The sequence below is a fragment of the Enterobacter sp. E14S genome (genome assembly GCF_055666685.1).
The window spans coordinates 253,244-269,004 of sequence record NZ_JBVODQ010000005.1 but is presented as its reverse complement, the minus strand read 5'-3'; the positions used below and the strand labels follow the sequence as shown (position 1 = coordinate 269,004).

The window sequence follows — 15,761 nt, the reverse complement described above, 5'->3', positions numbered from 1 at the left end:
AAAAAATTAAAAGAACCAGTGGTGGAGAATGCGTTACAGATACTTGAATCAATTAGTTATAATTTATAACAAACGTTACTGTTGCATCTGCTCTTCCAGCAGTTACAACCTCTGTCACTGCCTCATAACGCGCACTGAACCTTAACTCAACCGACGTTTGATCGGCTTTTAATACAAATACGTTGCTGGTATCGTCGGGTGCGATTCTCTCACTATTAACATCATAAATCCCCAGTGCCAGACCTTTAGCAGAGTAAGTATCATTTTCAAGAGCAAATAAATCTCCATTTTCGCTATCAGGTGTCCCCGAAAATGTCACCGTCGCCTCACTTGCCGCAGGGCCACAGTTTTGTAGGTTTATCGAGAACGGTTTTGCTGGAGCGACATCGCCTGTATGCATGAATTGTTTTGTTGCCACGCTCCCCATTAATACTTTTTTACTCTGAGAGTCAGGGGCCAATTCGCAGGTATTATCCTGAATCGTACCGGTAATTTTGACCTCACCATCATGGCTGAGAACAGAAGTGCATAGCCCCATAGCCAGAACCAAAGCCAAACCGCAGCGTATAAATAACGTCATTTGTCTTTACTCAAGGATAGGTTAAATCAAAATACAGCGCCGCTGAGGCTTCCCCTGAAGTTACCGGATATTTTGTTGACTTATATCGCAACAAAAAAGAGAGCGTAGTAAACCCTTCATCAAGAGGAAAGAGTTGGGGAGTGCTTTCATTAAAGGGTATTGTTTTACCTGTATTATCCAGTAACTCCACACCAAGTCCCGTTGCCAGTTCTTTTCCAGTTCCCGTATCGGTAATTGATAATAATTCAGGGTTATCGCCGTCCGGAATGCCCGAAAACTTCACATATACAGAGGTCAACCCGCTGTAACAAGCAGAGAGATTAATACTCATTGCTTTGAAAGCAGACGTGCTGCCCACGGTAGGAAAATCCTTCCCGGAAAAAGTACCAATCATCGTCTGTTCGTTGAAGCTTACTTTACACCCACTGGATACCACATTTCCGGTTACCTCCAGCGAGACATCTTTAGCCAACGCATGATATGGCCAGGCCAACCCACTCAATAAAATCAGGCTTACGATCAGCAACGAGATATCCTTTACGTTCATCACGAGCGACTCCCTGTTAGCGGCAAATAACGTTAATTTGCGTGACGGCTGCATTTTGCGCATCCTCAGGCAGCTGGTAGCTGGCATTGCAGGACCGATCGCTCCCCTCGCCCCATTGCACTTTCAATGTGCCTTTTTGCGCAAGGCCGGAAAGGTACACCTGCCCCTCCTCACCCACGATACTGCCTGAACCTTCATCGTCGCGGGTGACGGTTGCGCCAAAAGGCACAGGCTCGTTGTTGTGCAGAAGCGTCAGCAAGGCACGAATCCCCACGTGAGCCTTAAACGCCGCCTGTACCAGTGCCCCTTTGGTAGGAACAACATCGACGACGGCATCGTCAAGATCGACTTTGTCACCCAGCGTCGTGGTATCAAGAGCCACGCGATTTTTACGGTACGTATTTGCATACGGCAGGACGGCATAACCCCGCCAGTCTGTTTTCACGCCGGTTGCATTTTCAACCCTCACGCGTCCGGCCCCTGGCGCGGCGACCAACACGTTGGTTTCCCCTAGCGGCTGGCTAAAGGTGATGCCGTTACGATGCGCAACAACGCCGCCGGACACGCCATACGTCACCTGGCGGGAATTGCCGTTATCGCTGTAGTTATAACCAATATTTGAATTGCCATAGCTGCCCTGGTGCGCCAGGCTGGCATTCCCGCTATTGCCGACCCCCTGGTTACCGTAGCCTTGCTGTACGCTGTAGCTCAGGTTGTTACCTTCCAGCAACGTACCGCTCACCCCGGCGTTTTGCGTGACGCTACCGTGGTTATCCTGATTCATGCTCAACGTTGCAAAGGCGTTTGAGGGTGTGTTACTGCCCTCAGGGGCTAACCATTTACCGATGGGGAGTGAAAGATTTAGCGCCACCATCTGGTCCGCTACGGGTTGCCCTGAAGATTTGCTGTAGTTATAACTCACGCCCATGTTGATATCGTGCCAGGTGGTGTTATAACCCAACTGCAGCAGCGTATCTTTACTGTCAGAGTGCCAGTATGTTTGCTGGCTACCGCTTAAATAAATCGAGCCCAGTCCCCCCAGCTGCTGAGTAATATTGACCTGTAACTTGCCTCGCTTGGTGTAATAAAGATTGTAATAATCAAACCAGTGCGGATGGTCGTTATTCGCATCGTCGTCCTCATTATCTGGATCGCTGTTATAGCCATCCATGTGTTTATAGGTCGTATCGGCAAAGGTGTAATAACCTGAGGTCGAATAGCGATAACCCAACAGCTGGAAGTTGGTACCAAAGTCATTTAGCGACTTTGCATAAAGCATCCGCAAGGACTGCCCGCTATGCTGGCTATCATCAATAAGCGTGCTGTTCGCATGGGTGATATCGGCTGAAATTGCCCCCCAGCTCCCCATGTTTACCCCTGTCCCCAGAGCATAGGATTTATATCTGGAGGATAATTGCGAACCTCCGTACAGCGTGAATCCGTGCGGTAACCCCCATGTCAGCGTTCCCTGAGCAAACGGGACTTCATCTTGCTGCGTGTTGTTTGTCCGGTAATGGGCCGCTGTCAGGGAATATTTGATGCGCCCTTCTCGCTGCAGCAAAGGCACCGCGGAGTAGGGAACCGAGTAGGTTCTGATCGCCCCGTCCTGCTCTTTAACCTCGACCACCAGATCGCCACTGGAAGACGTAGGATAGAGATCGTCAATGGCAAACGCGCCGGGAGCCACGTTGGTCTGGTAAACCACGTACCCGTTCTGTTTGATGGTCACCTGAGCATTGCTTTTCGCAATCCCGCGCACCGTCGGGGCAAATCCTTTCAGGCTATCCGGCAGCATATTGTCATCTGAAGCGAGCTGGACGCCGCGAAAACTGACGCTGTCAAAGATTTCACCTGACGTGTAGCTGTCTCCCGCCGTCAGTTCGCTTTTCAGTGAAATGATCGTTCGTTCCAGATAACTGCTTACGTGCTGCACTTCGTTTGTCGTTTCACCGTGACTGTTGGTGTTTCGGTTAAGCGTCGAATAGTCACGGTAGCGCCACGGGCCGATGTTTATCCCCCCGTTTAGCCCCAGGAAATTGCTGCTGCTTTTGCTACTGCCATCCTGGCTGCTGGAGCCGCTGAAGCTGTAGTTGAGGAGCAATGCATTGATGCCCTGATCCCATTTCTCAGGCGCAATATAGCCACGCGCCATATTTTTCAGTGCAATCTGCGGTACGCTGAGGTCCAGCCGTTGATGACCAAAGTCAAAGCTGGCTTTGGCCCCATCGATAAGCGTGGCAATATTGACGCATTCGCCGTCGGCAAGCTGTTTTTTTTCATCGGGTATACTGAGATCTATCCCCATGTCACTCAGCGTCTTTGCGGACAGGCAGGCCACCAACCCCGTATCGTCGCCCTCAGCTGCAGCTGCGTCTTTCAACGATTTTACTGCCTTAAACTCTACGTCCAGGCTAATGATAAAGTCGTTATTAAGAAAGATATCAACACGATAAGTACCTGGAGCCTGACCACCGCCATTTTCGAAGCTCGACAGGTCTGCGACCTGCCCTTTGCCATCAGATAAAAAGGCAGGGTTAAAATACTCCTCCGCCAGCACACAGCCTGAAAACAGGCTGGCACCGATCAGCAGAGCCAGCGGCGACAAGCGTAATCGAACTGAGGCTTTCTTTTTGGTACTCATCACGTTGTCCCCTGACATTAAGCTTTGCAGGTCAGTGCAGGGGTCATGGCACCGAAGTCATTCAGCGTTTGGTAGGAAATTGTGCCGTTTGCAGCCCCTGGTGCGTCTACCGTTTGGCTACCCATTGGCGGAACCATGGTGTTAGGACGCTTCTTTCCGGCCACGATGAAGTTAACCAGTGTGACGTAATACGGCGAGGGGTTGGAAACCACCAGAGAGTAACCTTTGGCGCGGCACGTCAGCATTGCTGGTGCATCAGACGGTTTCACGTTCAAATGGTTCGGGCGAACAAAAAGTTTGATTACCGACTGGGTGGCAATTTGTAAACTGTTGCCAACCACCGTTTGTTTATCAACTGACGGTATCGCTTTATTATTAAGGTAAAAAACAGACTCTTTATCCTCTGGCAAATCCGGTCCTACATACATCACGCGCAGTATGTTCATTTTTCCCGGTTTCAGTACAAATAACGGAGGCGTAACGACAAACGCTGCTGTTTTTTCCCCTTTGATATCCGATACCCAGGACTGGACGAGGAAAGACTCATTAGTGTCTGAATTAGTCACGTTGATGCTTGCTTGTTTTTCCCCCAGAGGATAAATCATTCTGGTTGAACCTAATGCTACACCTGCAGCAGAGGAAGACGTAATATGGCACAAAGAAATCATTGAAAACGCAATAAAAGCAATCTTGCAAATATACTGACTGGAAATTATAGATTTCATTTCAAAATTCCGAATTGATAATAACAATATCCCTTCTACAGTTTCTCCAAACAATTAAACTCACTGATAGTAAACAGCGAAATTTACTGCGGCACTCGCATCACCAGGAATGACTTTCGAAGACACTGCCCGATACCTGGCAGTGAAAAATAAAATTGTTTCCCCATTGATAATCATCATTTTATTAACAGGAGCACTATTGGGAATAATAAGAGTTCCTTTATCATCAAAAATACCGATCCCGACGCCTTTCGCGGAATCTGCCCCCCAGCCAGCGTGAAAAACCTGGGGATCGTTTGGATCGATTGCTCCGGTGAAAGCTACGCTAGCTGACTGGCTTACTGTGTTATTGCAGCTCTCGAGTTTAATCGAGAACGTCTTTGGTGCCGCCCAGCTGCCGAGAGAGATAAATGCAGCGGTCTTGACAGGATCCATCATGATGCTCTGGTGAAGGCTTTGTGCGTCAATTGCGCAAGCAGCATTTACCGCAGAACCATAGAAATGGACATTCCCTTTTGAGATTGTACCGTTCGTTGCGGCCTGAACCTGAAATAAAACCAGAGATGAAATAAACATCAAAACTGAACGTCTCATTTTATTTCTCATTACTCATGCTGAAAATTCTCTCCCGATTGGAATCAGGAGAGAAACCAGATAATCAGGAATAGGTAATCTGGAAGGTTGCTACTGATTCAACCGCACCCGCAGTTGCAGTGTCGGCAGTTTTAACGTAATCGACGCTCATTGGGATTTTGTTCGTACCGGTCGCCAGTTTTTGTTTGGAAGATTCAGCGCCCAGATTCAGTTTGTTACCATCTGGTCCGAACAACTGCAGAGCCACCCCTGTCGCGGCACCAGAGCCAGCGGTGTTTGCCAGGGCACCAGGCTGATCTGGAGTGGACTGACCGTTAAAGGTCACGGTTGCGTTGGAAAGAGTGGAAATATCGCAATCTTCCAGAGCGATATCAAACGCTTTCGCCTGACCAGAAGCTTCACCTTTTGCACCCATGCTTTCCAGGGTAACCTGATCAAGACGGATAATGCCATCCTGGGAATCTGCGCTAACGGAGCAAGGTGCATCCACCACAGAACCAATGAACTGAATGGTACCGCCGCTTACAGTAGTTGTGCTTGCAGCCTGCGCAGAAGAGAACGCAGAACCTGCCATCACTGATGCAATAGCAACTGAAAGAATATACTTCTTCATTAAAAACTCCTGATGAATTAAATGTGTTCCTTGCCTTTTCGCCTTTGCCCAACAAAATCGTGAATACACGTTTTATTGATGCGATTATTGTTACCGAGAACAAAAGACTGAGACAACAACGCCATAGTCCTATTCAGGACTTTGAAAAGGACCATAAAAAAAGAGACGCTATCTTTTGCAATCGATAAATTTAGCACATCGGAAAAGGAGCTCTGCAAGCACTCTTATTACGGAGTAATCTCTAAAATAATGTTGGAGTTTTGATTGAATAAGTTCCCATATATCCTGGCAGGTTGCTTTATTATCGCGGCATCCCATTATGCTAACGCAACGGTCAATATCGGCGGCACTCGAGTGCTTTATGACGGTGCAAAAAAAGAAGTGTCATTAAGCGTACGTAATCCGGATAGCACACCCTATTTAATCCAGACGGTGGTGAGCAATCTCAACGACGATGCGCAAAAACCGCCGTTTGTCATCACTCCGCCTCTTTATCGTCTGAATGGGGGCAAGGAGAACCTGATGCGCATTATCCTTGCAGGTACGCTGCCGCAGGATAAAGAGTCAATGTACTGGCTGCGCGTTAAAGCGATCCCTTCAGCAGCGCGTGAAAAGAATACGCTGCAGATAGCCGTTGCCACCAGTATTAAGCTGATCTATCGCCCGGATGCGCTCAAAGGCGCGAATGTGGAGAAAGAGAGCGAAAAACTGAGCTGGCGAATAACCGGTAACCAGCTTGAGGTTAAAAACCCGACACCGTATTTCATTAATTTTAATGAAATCACGGTGGCCGGGAAAAAATTATCCAATGTCACCTGGGCAGCACCGGGAAGTACCGCTTCGTTTACCCTGCCAGCAGGTGTGAATGGCGGAAATATTCAGTACAGCGTCATCAGCGACTTCGGCGCTGTCGGCAATATGCACTCTTATTCAGCTTAAAATGGTTATGATTATGTTTAATCTCAAATACGTTGTTTTGTCACCAGTAGCATGTCTTTTGCTCTCTGCTGGTATGGTCCATTCTGCTTTTGCAGCTGACCCGGTTGCCATTAACGTAACCGGAACGGTTGTCGCTTCACCTTGTACGATTGATGACTCCGCCGCCTCGGGCTTAACTATTCCGCTTGGCACATTGCAAAGCGCCGACCTCAACGCAGCAGGAAGTAGCTCAGCATGGGTACCCATTAACGTTAAGTTTAAAAGCTGCCCGACGGGTACCTCAAGCATTACCGCGACATTCCACGGAACAGCTGACGATGGCGATGCAACAACACTCTACAGCAATACAGCGGTCGATGACGGTACAAACTTAGCGGCGAAAAATGTCGCGGTTCAGCTGGAAGGTTTGGATAGCGAACCTTACGGCGATGGCAAAACGGCGACGATCGACATTGCTTCAGCGGGTGCAACCCCCACCTTTAAAATGCAAACGCGTGCCTTCAGTAAAGCCGGTGGCGTGACGCCAGGCAGCATTAAAGCCGCCATTACTATGTCGTTCACCTATAACTGACAGGCTGGCTTATCGTATGCTTGACCCGGAAACGGCCAGTGGATGGCGGTTTCCGGGTATATTTTCGATGTTGAGTGCTGAAAGGGATTTTTTCTCACGCTGCCGTTCACTTCCTGCTCCATTCAACCCCTTTTCGTCCTCTATTAAACGTAACCCCCCCATTACTCGTTCTTGTCTCCGTCAAAACAACGCCTAATATATTGTGTAATTTGGTGGGGTAAGCGCGAACCGTTTCGTACTGGCAGCGCTTTTATCAGCCTCTGATATACTCGTAGTGATATTTCTCTGGGAATGTTGTGCGCTATGAAACCTGAAAATTACATTATAAAACTTATTGGTGAGCTCTCTGAACCCGCGCGTGTAAGAGTCGGCCGCCAACGCCAAATCATCTCACTCGATCAACTTGAAGAACCGATGACGTTCATCCTTCACTCCGGTATCGTCGCCGTCTATCGTACGAGAGACCAGCTTCTGCTGAAGTTTATCGAAGCCCCGATGATCGTTGGCATGAATGACCTTATTGATACCAATGCGGGCTTTTATATGCAGGCCTGCGGTGAAATTAAGTATGAAATCAAACCACGAAAATCCACACTTGAAATTATTAACAATCGCAATCTTTGGCAGGAAGCCGCCTATTCGTATATGTATGCCATAAAACGGTTACTGCAAGCTCATGAGACTTCGGTTGGATTGTCTACATACGAGTTGATTCGTTTAAATCTTGTGTCCCTAATGACCGAAAAAGAGGACCTTCGTCTGTCTATTAATGCCTGTGACTATATACAGGAAAAAACCCATCTTTCGCGCAGTCGAATTATGAAGATCCTAAGCGATTTGAAAACAGGCAACTATATTAAAATTGAACGTGGGCTCTTAATGGCAATAAACAGGCTTCCGGATAACTACTGACCCGGGAAGCCAGGTTTATTTGTTCTGCACCGCCAGCCATGCCATCGCCCGCTCCCCCGCCTCATCCACCGGCAGATACACCAGCAGCCGCGACCCGTTTCGCGGCGCTGAGTACCAGTACATCTGCTGCAGCGTAAAATCCCCCAGCTCGGGATGGGTAAACAGCTTGAGCTGGTTCTCCACGCCGCGCACGTCGTTGCGCTGGTGCCACAGGGTTTTAAACTCTTCCGACACCGCAAAGAAGCGCGCCAGCTTGGCCTCCCACAGCGGGTCACCCCGGTGCTCGGCCATCGCTGCCCGGAAATAGGAGACAAATATGGGCAGCACGTCGTCGCGTCTGCCGAGACGCGCGCGCCACGCCGGATGCGTGAGGAACAGATAAATACAGTTGCGGTCTTCCGGCGGGATTTCATTAAAATCGACGCCCATCAGGTGCCCGAAGCTGTCGTTCCACGCCACGATGTCGAAATTCGGTTTCTGAATGCTGGCGGGTTTAGGCATCAGCGTATCCAGCAGGCGGCGCGTGCCCTCGCTGATGCCCTCGCAGCAGACCGCCTGCGGCGCTTCACCCGGCGGCAACCCGGCTAACACAAACAGGTGTCGGGCCTCGGTCGGGGTGCATTGTAGCGCTTTTGCCACAGCCGCCATCACCGCGCTGGACGGATTGACGTCCCTGCCCTGCTCAAGCCAGGTGTACCAGGTCACGCCCACGTCCGAGAGCATCGCCACCTCTTCACGGCGCAGACCCGGCGTGCGGCGACGACCGCTGCGCGGCAGGCCGAGACGCTGCGGATCGAGGCTTTCGCGTCGCGCGCGTAAAAATGCCCCCAGCTGTTTTCGGGTGTCATCCTGAAGTGAGACGACGGGTTCAGACATCAAGGCCATAAATCCCCCTGCATGGTAGTGCCAGTACCAGTATAAGCAAGAACTGGTACCCGTTTATCAGATGGTTGATGCTACGACCATCTGTTGAATGACGCAATGGAGTTACCATGAATACGTCAGTTGTTTCACCGGGCCGCGCTGGCCTGATATTGCTGCTAACCGGCCAGATGCTGCCGATGATTGATACCTCAATCACCAACGTCGCGCTGGACGCCATCACCCATTCGCTGAACGCCACCGCCACCGAGCTGGAGCTGATTGTCGCCCTCTACGGCGTGGCCTTCGCCGTCTGCCTCGCGCTCGGCAGCAAGCTGGGAGATAACTTTGGCCGTCGGCGTCTGTTCATGTGGGGCGTCGCGAGCTTTGGCCTGGCCTCGCTGCTGTGCGGGATAGCGGGGAACATTGAACAGCTGCTGGCCGCGCGCATCGTTCAGGGTGCGGGAGCCGCACTGATCGTGCCGCAAATTCTTGCCACGCTGCACGTGACGCTGAAAGGTACGGCGCACGCTAAGGCCATCAGCCTGTTTGGTGGCATCGGTGGGATTGCGTTTATCGTCGGCCAGATGGGCGGCGGCTGGCTGGTGTCGGCGGATATCGCCGGGCTGGGCTGGCGTAACGCTTTCTTCATCAACGTGCCGATCTGTCTGGTGGTGCTGGCGCTGAGTCGCCATTTCGTACCCGAAACCCGTCGCGAGACGCCGTCACGCATCGACTGGACCGGAACCGTGCTGCTGGCGATCATTCTTTGCTGCCTGCTGTTCCCGATGGCGCTCGGCCCCCAGTGGCACTGGTCGTGGCCGCTGAAGGTTATGCTTCTCGCCATTGTTCCGCTGGGCTGGCTGACGGCGCTGAATGCGCGCAAAAAGGAGCGAGAGAATGCCCACCCGCTGATCCCACCGCGCCTGCTGCAGCTTCGCAGCGTTCGCTTTGGCATTCTGATTGCGATGCTCTTTTTCAGCGTCTGGTCCGGGTTTATGTTCTGTATGGCGCTGACCATGCAAACCGGTCTGGGGATGGCACCGTGGCAGTCCGGAAACAGTTTTATCGCGCTGGGCGTAACTTACTTTATTTCGGCGTGGTTCGCGCCGCGGCTGATTGCTCGCTACAGCACCAGTACCATTCTGCTGATGGGTCTGGCGATCCAGATTGTCGGCCTGCTGGCGCTGATCGCCACGTTCCGCGTCTGGGGAATGGAGAATACCGCCCTGACGCTGGCGCCCGCGACCGGGCTGGTCGGCTACGGGCAGGCGCTGATCGTGAACAGCTTCTACCGCATCGGGATGCGCGATATTCAGCCTGACGACGCGGGGGCCGCGAGCGCTATTCTCAGCACGCTGCAGCAGGCCGCGCTGGGGCTTGGCCCGGCCATTTTTGGCGCGATTTTGCTGCACGCGCTGCAAAACCATCACGGGGATTACACCCAATCGGTTAACGTCTTCCTGATGGTGGAAACGGCGATGATGGTGGTGCTCGCCCTGGCGACGCTGCGCATCCGCCATAGCCTTTGCCTGCCGGTGGTGAAGGTCTGCCAGGCCACCAAATAAGCCCGTGAATTTGCATAATAGATCCGCAGCCGCCATTATGGGGCTGCATCAATACAGGAGACGTTATGCAGGAATTAATTGCGCAGGTTGAAGAGTTAGGCATTGAAATTAATCACACCACCTCTTTAGTGATTATCTTTGGTATTATTTTTCTTACCGCCATCATCGTTCATTTTATTCTGCACAAATTGGTGCTTCGCGCTTTCGAAAAACGCGCGCAGGCCAGCAGCCATTTGTGGCTGAAGATCATCACCCAGAATAAATTATTTCACCGTCTGGCCTTCACCCTTCAGGGGATAATCGTCAACGTCCAGGCGGTACTGTGGCTGCAAAAAGGCAGCGAAGCGGCGGAAATTCTCACGACATGCGCAAAGCTGTGGGTCATGGTGTATGCCCTGCTCTCCTTCTTCTCACTGCTGGACGTGATTTTTAATCTGTCGCAGAAAATGGCCACCGCATCACAGCTGCCGCTGAAGGGGATCTTCCAGGGCATCAAGCTGGTGAGCGCCATCCTGGTGGGGATATTGATTATTTCCCTGCTGATCGGCCAGTCCCCAGCGATTCTGATAAGCGGTCTGGGCGCCATGGCCGCCGTTCTGATGCTGGTGTTTAAAGACCCGATACTCGGACTTGTGGCGGGTATTCAGCTTTCCGCCAACGACATGCTCAAGCTCGGCGACTGGCTGGAGATGCCGAAATACGGTGCCAACGGCACGGTGACGGACATCGGCCTGACCACCGTGAAAGTACGCAACTTCGATAATACGATTACGACCATTCCGACGTGGGCCCTGGTCTCCGACGCCTTTATCAACTGGAGCGGCATGTCTGCCTCCGGCGGGCGACGCATTAAGCGCAGCCTGAATATCGATACCACCAGCATTCATTTTCTCGACGAGCAGGAGCAGCAGAAGCTGATTCAGGCAAAACTGCTGAAGCCCTATCTGGCCGCGCGACATGAGGAAATTAACCTGTGGAATCAGAAGAACGGTGAAGGGGAGTCGGTATTAAACGTGCGTAAGATGACCAATATTGGCACCTTCCGCGCCTACCTGAATGAATATCTGCGCAACCATCCGCGTATTCGCAAAGATATGACGCTGATGGTGCGCCAGCTAGCGCCTGATGCGAATGGTTTGCCGATTGAAATATATGCCTTCACCAACACGGTGGTCTGGGCAGAATATGAGGAGATTCAGGCCGACATCTTCGACCATATTTTCGCGGTGGTGGATGAATTTGGGCTGCGTATTCACCAGTCCCCGACCGGGAACGATATTCGCTCGTTGACCCTACAGCATCGGTGAGGTGGGTTGCCGGGCGTGAAGGCAGGTGCAGTCTGGTGCCCTCACCCCGGCCCTCTCCCACGGGGAGAGGGAGAAAAGCAGATCACTTTTTTCGGGATAACTTGAATGCTACAAACAGGAAGATAACCCACACCGGCAGCAGCATCGCCGAAAGGCGCATCTCATCCATGGTGCACATCAGCACCAGAATCAGCCCCAGGAAAGCGATACAGATATAGTTCCCCGCCGGATAGAGCAGCGCTTTGAACTGCGTCTCGCGTCCCTTGCGGCGCATCGCGGCGCGAAAGCGCAAGTGCGCGAGGCAGATCATGATCCAGTTCAGCAGCAGCGTGGCGACAACCAGCGCCATCAGCAGGCCAAAGGCCTCTTTCGGCAGCAGATAGTTAATCAGCACCACCAGCGAGGTGATAGCGCCGGAAAGGAACAAGGAATTCACCGGCACGCCGCGACGGCTGACGCGGGTGAGGAACTTCGGCGCGTTGCCCTGCACGGAGAGGCCGAACAGCATGCGGCTGTTGGAGTAAACGCCGCTGTTATAGACCGACAGAGACGCCACCAGAATAACGAAGTTCAGCGCCGAGGCCACCAGGTTGCTGTTCATATCGTGGAAAATCATCACGAACGGGCTGCTGTCGGACTTCACTTCCACCCACGGATAGAGCGCCAGCAGCACCACCAGCGAGCCGATGTAGAACAGCAGAATACGGTACACCACCTGGTTGACCGCTTTGGGAATGCTTTTATGCGGGTCGCGCGCTTCGGCGGCGGTAATGCCAATCAGCTCGAGTCCACCGAAGGAGAACATGATCACTGCCAGGGAGAGAATCAGCCCTTTCCAGCCGGTGGCGAGGAAGCCGCCGTGCTGCCAGAGGTTGTCGATCGTGGCGCGCTCGCCGCCGTGGCCGGAGAACAGCAGCCACAGGCCAAAGCCGATCATCCCGATAATCGCCAGCACCTTGATCAGCGCAAACCAGAACTCGGTTTCGCCATACAGGCGCACGTTGACGAGGTTAACGGCGTTAATAATGATGAAGAAGGCCGCCGCCCAGATCCACGTCGGAACATCCGGCAGCCAGTACTGCATGTAAATGCCCGCGGCGGTCAGCTCGGCCATCCCCACCAGCACGAACATCACCCAGTAGTTCCAGCCGGACAGGAAGCCAGCAAACGGGCCCCAGTATTTATAAGCAAAGTGCGCGAAGGAGCCTGAAACCGGCTCTTCAACGACCATTTCGCCAAGCTGGCGCATGATCAGGAAGGCGATAATCCCGGCGATACCGTAACCCAGCAGCACCGCCGGGCCAGCCATCTGAATAGCGGGGCCGATGCCGAGAAACAGCCCGGTACCGATCGCGCCGCCAAGGGCAATTAACTGAATATGTCGATTTTGCAAACCACGTTGCAGCGTCGGATTCTGATCCGACGAGGCTTCAGCGCTACCATGGCCTGAAGCGGATGACGCGTCTTTCACGTCCTACCCCTGTCTCTTTTTTAGAAGGGGCACGTTTTAACACTTCATGCTGGAGGTAGCAAGGGATTGGGGCATCCCTGCCCCGGATAACGAGATGGAACGCTTAAAACGCGTAGCCAACCGAGACCTTAAAGGTGCGCGGTTCGCCCTGCGTAATATAGGTACCGGAATCGTCCACGCTGGCCCAGTAGTTTTCATTAGTCACGTTGTCGATGCCCGCGCGAACCGTCATCTGGTTTTCATTGTGGTTCACCGCGAAGCGATAACGCATCCCCAGATCCAGCGTGGTGTAGCTGTCCAGCTTTTTGGTGTTTGCCAGGTCAGCGTACTGCGCGCCGGAGTGGTTCACGCGGGCGGTGGCGGTCAGGCCGTCAATCGGCTTGATGTCGTACTCTGCGCCCAGCACGGCGTAAAAGTTCGGAATACCGATCGCATCGTTACCCTGATTCACGCCATTTTTGGTTTTGGTCAGCTCGGCCTGCAGCCAGGTGGCGCTGGCGTTCAGGCGCATCCCCAGCGCGGGCTCGCCGAAGACGTTCAGCTCCACGCCACGGTTTCGCTGCTCGGCGTCCAGGCCGTAGTGGCCGCTGTCGTCGAGGATCGCCGACGGCATTTTGATCTCAAACAGCGCAAGCGATCCGCCCACGCGGCCGAAGTCCGCCTTCACGCCCACTTCGTTCTGCTTAGAGTGAACGATACCGGTGCTCTGGCCGTAGTTGGTGGCGGTGTTAGGTGCGGTTTTGCCCGGCTGCAGCGCTTCGGTGTGGTTTGCATAAAGGGAGATCGCCTCCCACGGCTTGTAGACCACGCCGTAGGTGGGCATCCAGCGGCTGCCGTCGAAGCCGTCCGCCGCGTTTTCCGCCCCGGTGACTTTGTTATACCCGCGAATAACCACCTTCTGATGGCGGGCGCCTGCGGTGAACAGCAGCTTGTCGTCCAGCACGCCCAGCGTATCGCTCAGCAGCCAGCCCTGGGTACGGGTGCGCCCGCTGGTCAGCGGATCGCTGTACTTTCCGCCGGAACCATTGAAGTTGGTGCTGTCCGGCATATCGACGCCGGTGTTGTGGTAGATGTTGGTGGTCGGGTTATCTTTCGCCGCCGACATTTTCCACGCGATTTTTTCGTTTTTGGTCATCGCCGAATAGCCAACGTTGACCTTGTGCGAGACGAAGCCTGTATTGAAATTACCGCGAACGCCCGCCATGCCGCTGACGGAATCGCTGATGCGGTTGGTGTCGAGACGGCTGACCGTTGCCTTGCCGCTTTTATCCACCAGCTTCGGCGCGCTGTAGATGCCTTCCTCGTGCGCGTGCTGCGCACCAAGACCGGTATAGGCGGTCCAGCCGTCGGTGATGTCGTACTCGCTGCGCCACATTCCAAATTCGTTTTCGATATTGCTGTAGGCCCACTTCTGCGAGAAGTTGCGATCGTTTTTCGGCGGCTCGGGAACGAAATCCACCGCGGAAATATTGACGCTGGTCGGGCTGCCGTGGAAGGTTTTCTTCTGATAGCCCAGATCCAGCGAGGTGCGGAAGCGGTCACCGGTGTAATCCAGGCCGGTAGAGAGCAGCGTGGTGCGGCGGCGGTCATTCGGTATGCCGGTTTCCCCTTCGCGATGAACCAGGTTCACCCGCGCGCCAAACTGGTCGCTGTCGCCGTAGCGACGGCCCGCATCAAGCGTAGTGCCAATCTGGGAATCCGAGGTGTAGTCCACGCCGACTTTGGCCTGCGGGAGTTCGCCCGCGTGTTTTGGCTCAAGGTTGATCATCCCGCCCACGCCGGAGCTTGCCGCGCCGTTCATCAGCGAGTTGGCTCCTTTGAAGATCTCGATGCGGTCAACCATCTGGGTATCCACAACCTGGCGCGGCAGCACGCCGGACAGGCCGCCAAAGGTCATGTCGTCGCCGTCGAACTTCAGGCCACGGATGCGGTAGGTCTCCGCGCTGTTGCCGTATCCCTGAACGAACTGCACGCCCGCGTCGTTCGCGATGACATCGGCAATGGTTTTCGCCTGCTGATCTTCCACCAGCTTCGAGGTGTAGCTGATGATGTTGAACGGCACGTCCATGGCGTTCTGCTGGCCCAGCATCCCCATGCGCCCGCCGTTCGCCACCTGTCCGTCAAGAAAGGCAGGTACCAGCTGGTCGCCGCCGGGTTTGAAATCGCTGGCTGGTGCAGCCTGGACAACGAGGGTGTCCTCTTTTTGATCGTCCGCCGCGAAGGCGGAATGTGTCGCTGCGCCAACGGCGAGCGCCAGCAGCGTTTTGTGCATGATGGTGTTGTTCATCGTTAACTCATTTTAAAGTGCGCGCAAAAATGACCCGTTGTCGGGCCTTAGAATGTATTGAATGCAATGCAAATGAGAACTATACGCATTATCCTTGATTGATCAAGCGTAAATATCCGTAAGATCTTGCGAAAAGAACGCACAA

Annotated in this window: 14 protein-coding genes; 5 read left to right on the top strand and 9 right to left on the bottom strand. The window is 53.2% G+C overall.

Going from position 1 to position 15,761, the window contains the following annotated elements; translation table 11 throughout:
- Positions 1–52: 52 nt before the first annotated feature.
- From ACZ6J2_RS13750 to ACZ6J2_RS13725, 6 genes are all read right to left on the bottom strand, one after another.
- Positions 53–580, bottom strand: a complete 528-nt coding sequence (locus ACZ6J2_RS13750) for a fimbrial protein (RefSeq protein WP_471725971.1) — start codon at positions 578–580, stop codon at positions 53–55.
- 10 nt (positions 581–590) lie between these two features.
- Positions 591–1,127, bottom strand: a complete 537-nt coding sequence (locus ACZ6J2_RS13745; RefSeq protein WP_471725974.1) for a fimbrial protein — start codon at positions 1,125–1,127, stop codon at positions 591–593.
- 16 nt (positions 1,128–1,143) lie between these two features.
- Positions 1,144–3,768 carry a fimbrial biogenesis usher protein gene (locus tag ACZ6J2_RS13740; protein WP_471725973.1) on the bottom strand — a complete coding sequence of 875 codons (2,625 nt, stop codon included), beginning with the start codon at positions 3,766–3,768 and terminating at the stop codon, positions 1,144–1,146.
- A 17-nt stretch (positions 3,769–3,785) separates the two neighbouring features.
- A complete protein-coding gene (locus tag ACZ6J2_RS13735; protein WP_471725970.1) occupies positions 3,786–4,547 on the bottom strand; it encodes a fimbria/pilus periplasmic chaperone in 762 nt (253 codons plus the stop codon).
- A gap of 6 nt (positions 4,548–4,553) precedes the next feature.
- Complete coding sequence (locus ACZ6J2_RS13730) at positions 4,554–5,087, bottom strand: fimbrial protein (protein WP_471725968.1); 534 nt, start codon at positions 5,085–5,087, stop codon at positions 4,554–4,556.
- Positions 5,088–5,151: 64 nt separating this feature from the next.
- On the bottom strand, positions 5,152–5,700 hold the full coding sequence (locus ACZ6J2_RS13725) for a fimbrial protein (RefSeq protein WP_471725967.1): 549 nt from the start codon (positions 5,698–5,700) through the stop codon (positions 5,152–5,154).
- Between the two features lie 264 nt (positions 5,701–5,964).
- Here ACZ6J2_RS13725 and ACZ6J2_RS13720 point away from each other — a divergent pair, with 264 nt between their 5' ends.
- The 3 genes from ACZ6J2_RS13720 to ACZ6J2_RS13710 all read left to right on the top strand — a co-directional run bounded on the left by ACZ6J2_RS13720 (position 5,965) and on the right by ACZ6J2_RS13710 (position 8,122).
- The gene (locus tag ACZ6J2_RS13720) at positions 5,965–6,639 is read left to right on the top strand and encodes a fimbrial biogenesis chaperone (RefSeq protein ID WP_471725966.1); all 675 of its coding nucleotides are present in this window, start codon (positions 5,965–5,967) and stop codon (positions 6,637–6,639) included.
- A gap of 13 nt (positions 6,640–6,652) precedes the next feature.
- Positions 6,653–7,210, top strand: a complete 558-nt coding sequence (locus ACZ6J2_RS13715; protein ID WP_471725965.1) for a fimbrial protein — start codon at positions 6,653–6,655, stop codon at positions 7,208–7,210.
- 303 nt (positions 7,211–7,513) lie between these two features.
- Entirely contained in the window at positions 7,514–8,122 is a 609-nt protein-coding gene (locus ACZ6J2_RS13710) for a helix-turn-helix domain-containing protein (RefSeq protein ID WP_471725964.1), read from the top strand.
- Positions 8,123–8,137: 15 nt separating this feature from the next.
- Here ACZ6J2_RS13710 and ACZ6J2_RS13705 read toward each other — a convergent pair whose 3' ends face one another.
- Positions 8,138–9,007 (bottom strand): helix-turn-helix transcriptional regulator, encoded by an 870-nt coding sequence (locus ACZ6J2_RS13705; RefSeq protein WP_471725963.1) that lies wholly within the window; start codon positions 9,005–9,007, stop codon positions 8,138–8,140.
- Positions 9,008–9,114: 107 nt separating this feature from the next.
- Between ACZ6J2_RS13705 and ACZ6J2_RS13700 the strand changes: the two genes are divergently transcribed.
- Positions 9,115–10,551 (top strand): MFS transporter, encoded by a 1,437-nt coding sequence (locus tag ACZ6J2_RS13700; RefSeq protein WP_471725962.1) that lies wholly within the window; start codon positions 9,115–9,117, stop codon positions 10,549–10,551.
- A gap of 65 nt (positions 10,552–10,616) precedes the next feature.
- Entirely contained in the window at positions 10,617–11,858 is a 1,242-nt protein-coding gene (locus ACZ6J2_RS13695; protein ID WP_471725961.1) for a mechanosensitive ion channel family protein, read from the top strand.
- Between the two features lie 82 nt (positions 11,859–11,940).
- Here the strand turns inward: ACZ6J2_RS13695 and pheP are convergent, their stop codons facing one another.
- Both pheP and ACZ6J2_RS13685 read right to left on the bottom strand, forming a co-directional pair.
- Entirely contained in the window at positions 11,941–13,329 is a 1,389-nt protein-coding gene (pheP, locus tag ACZ6J2_RS13690) for a phenylalanine transporter (protein ID WP_029741065.1), read from the bottom strand.
- A 103-nt stretch (positions 13,330–13,432) separates the two neighbouring features.
- The gene (locus ACZ6J2_RS13685; RefSeq protein ID WP_471725960.1) at positions 13,433–15,616 is read right to left on the bottom strand and encodes a TonB-dependent receptor; all 2,184 of its coding nucleotides are present in this window, start codon (positions 15,614–15,616) and stop codon (positions 13,433–13,435) included.
- Positions 15,617–15,761 lie beyond the last annotated feature (145 nt).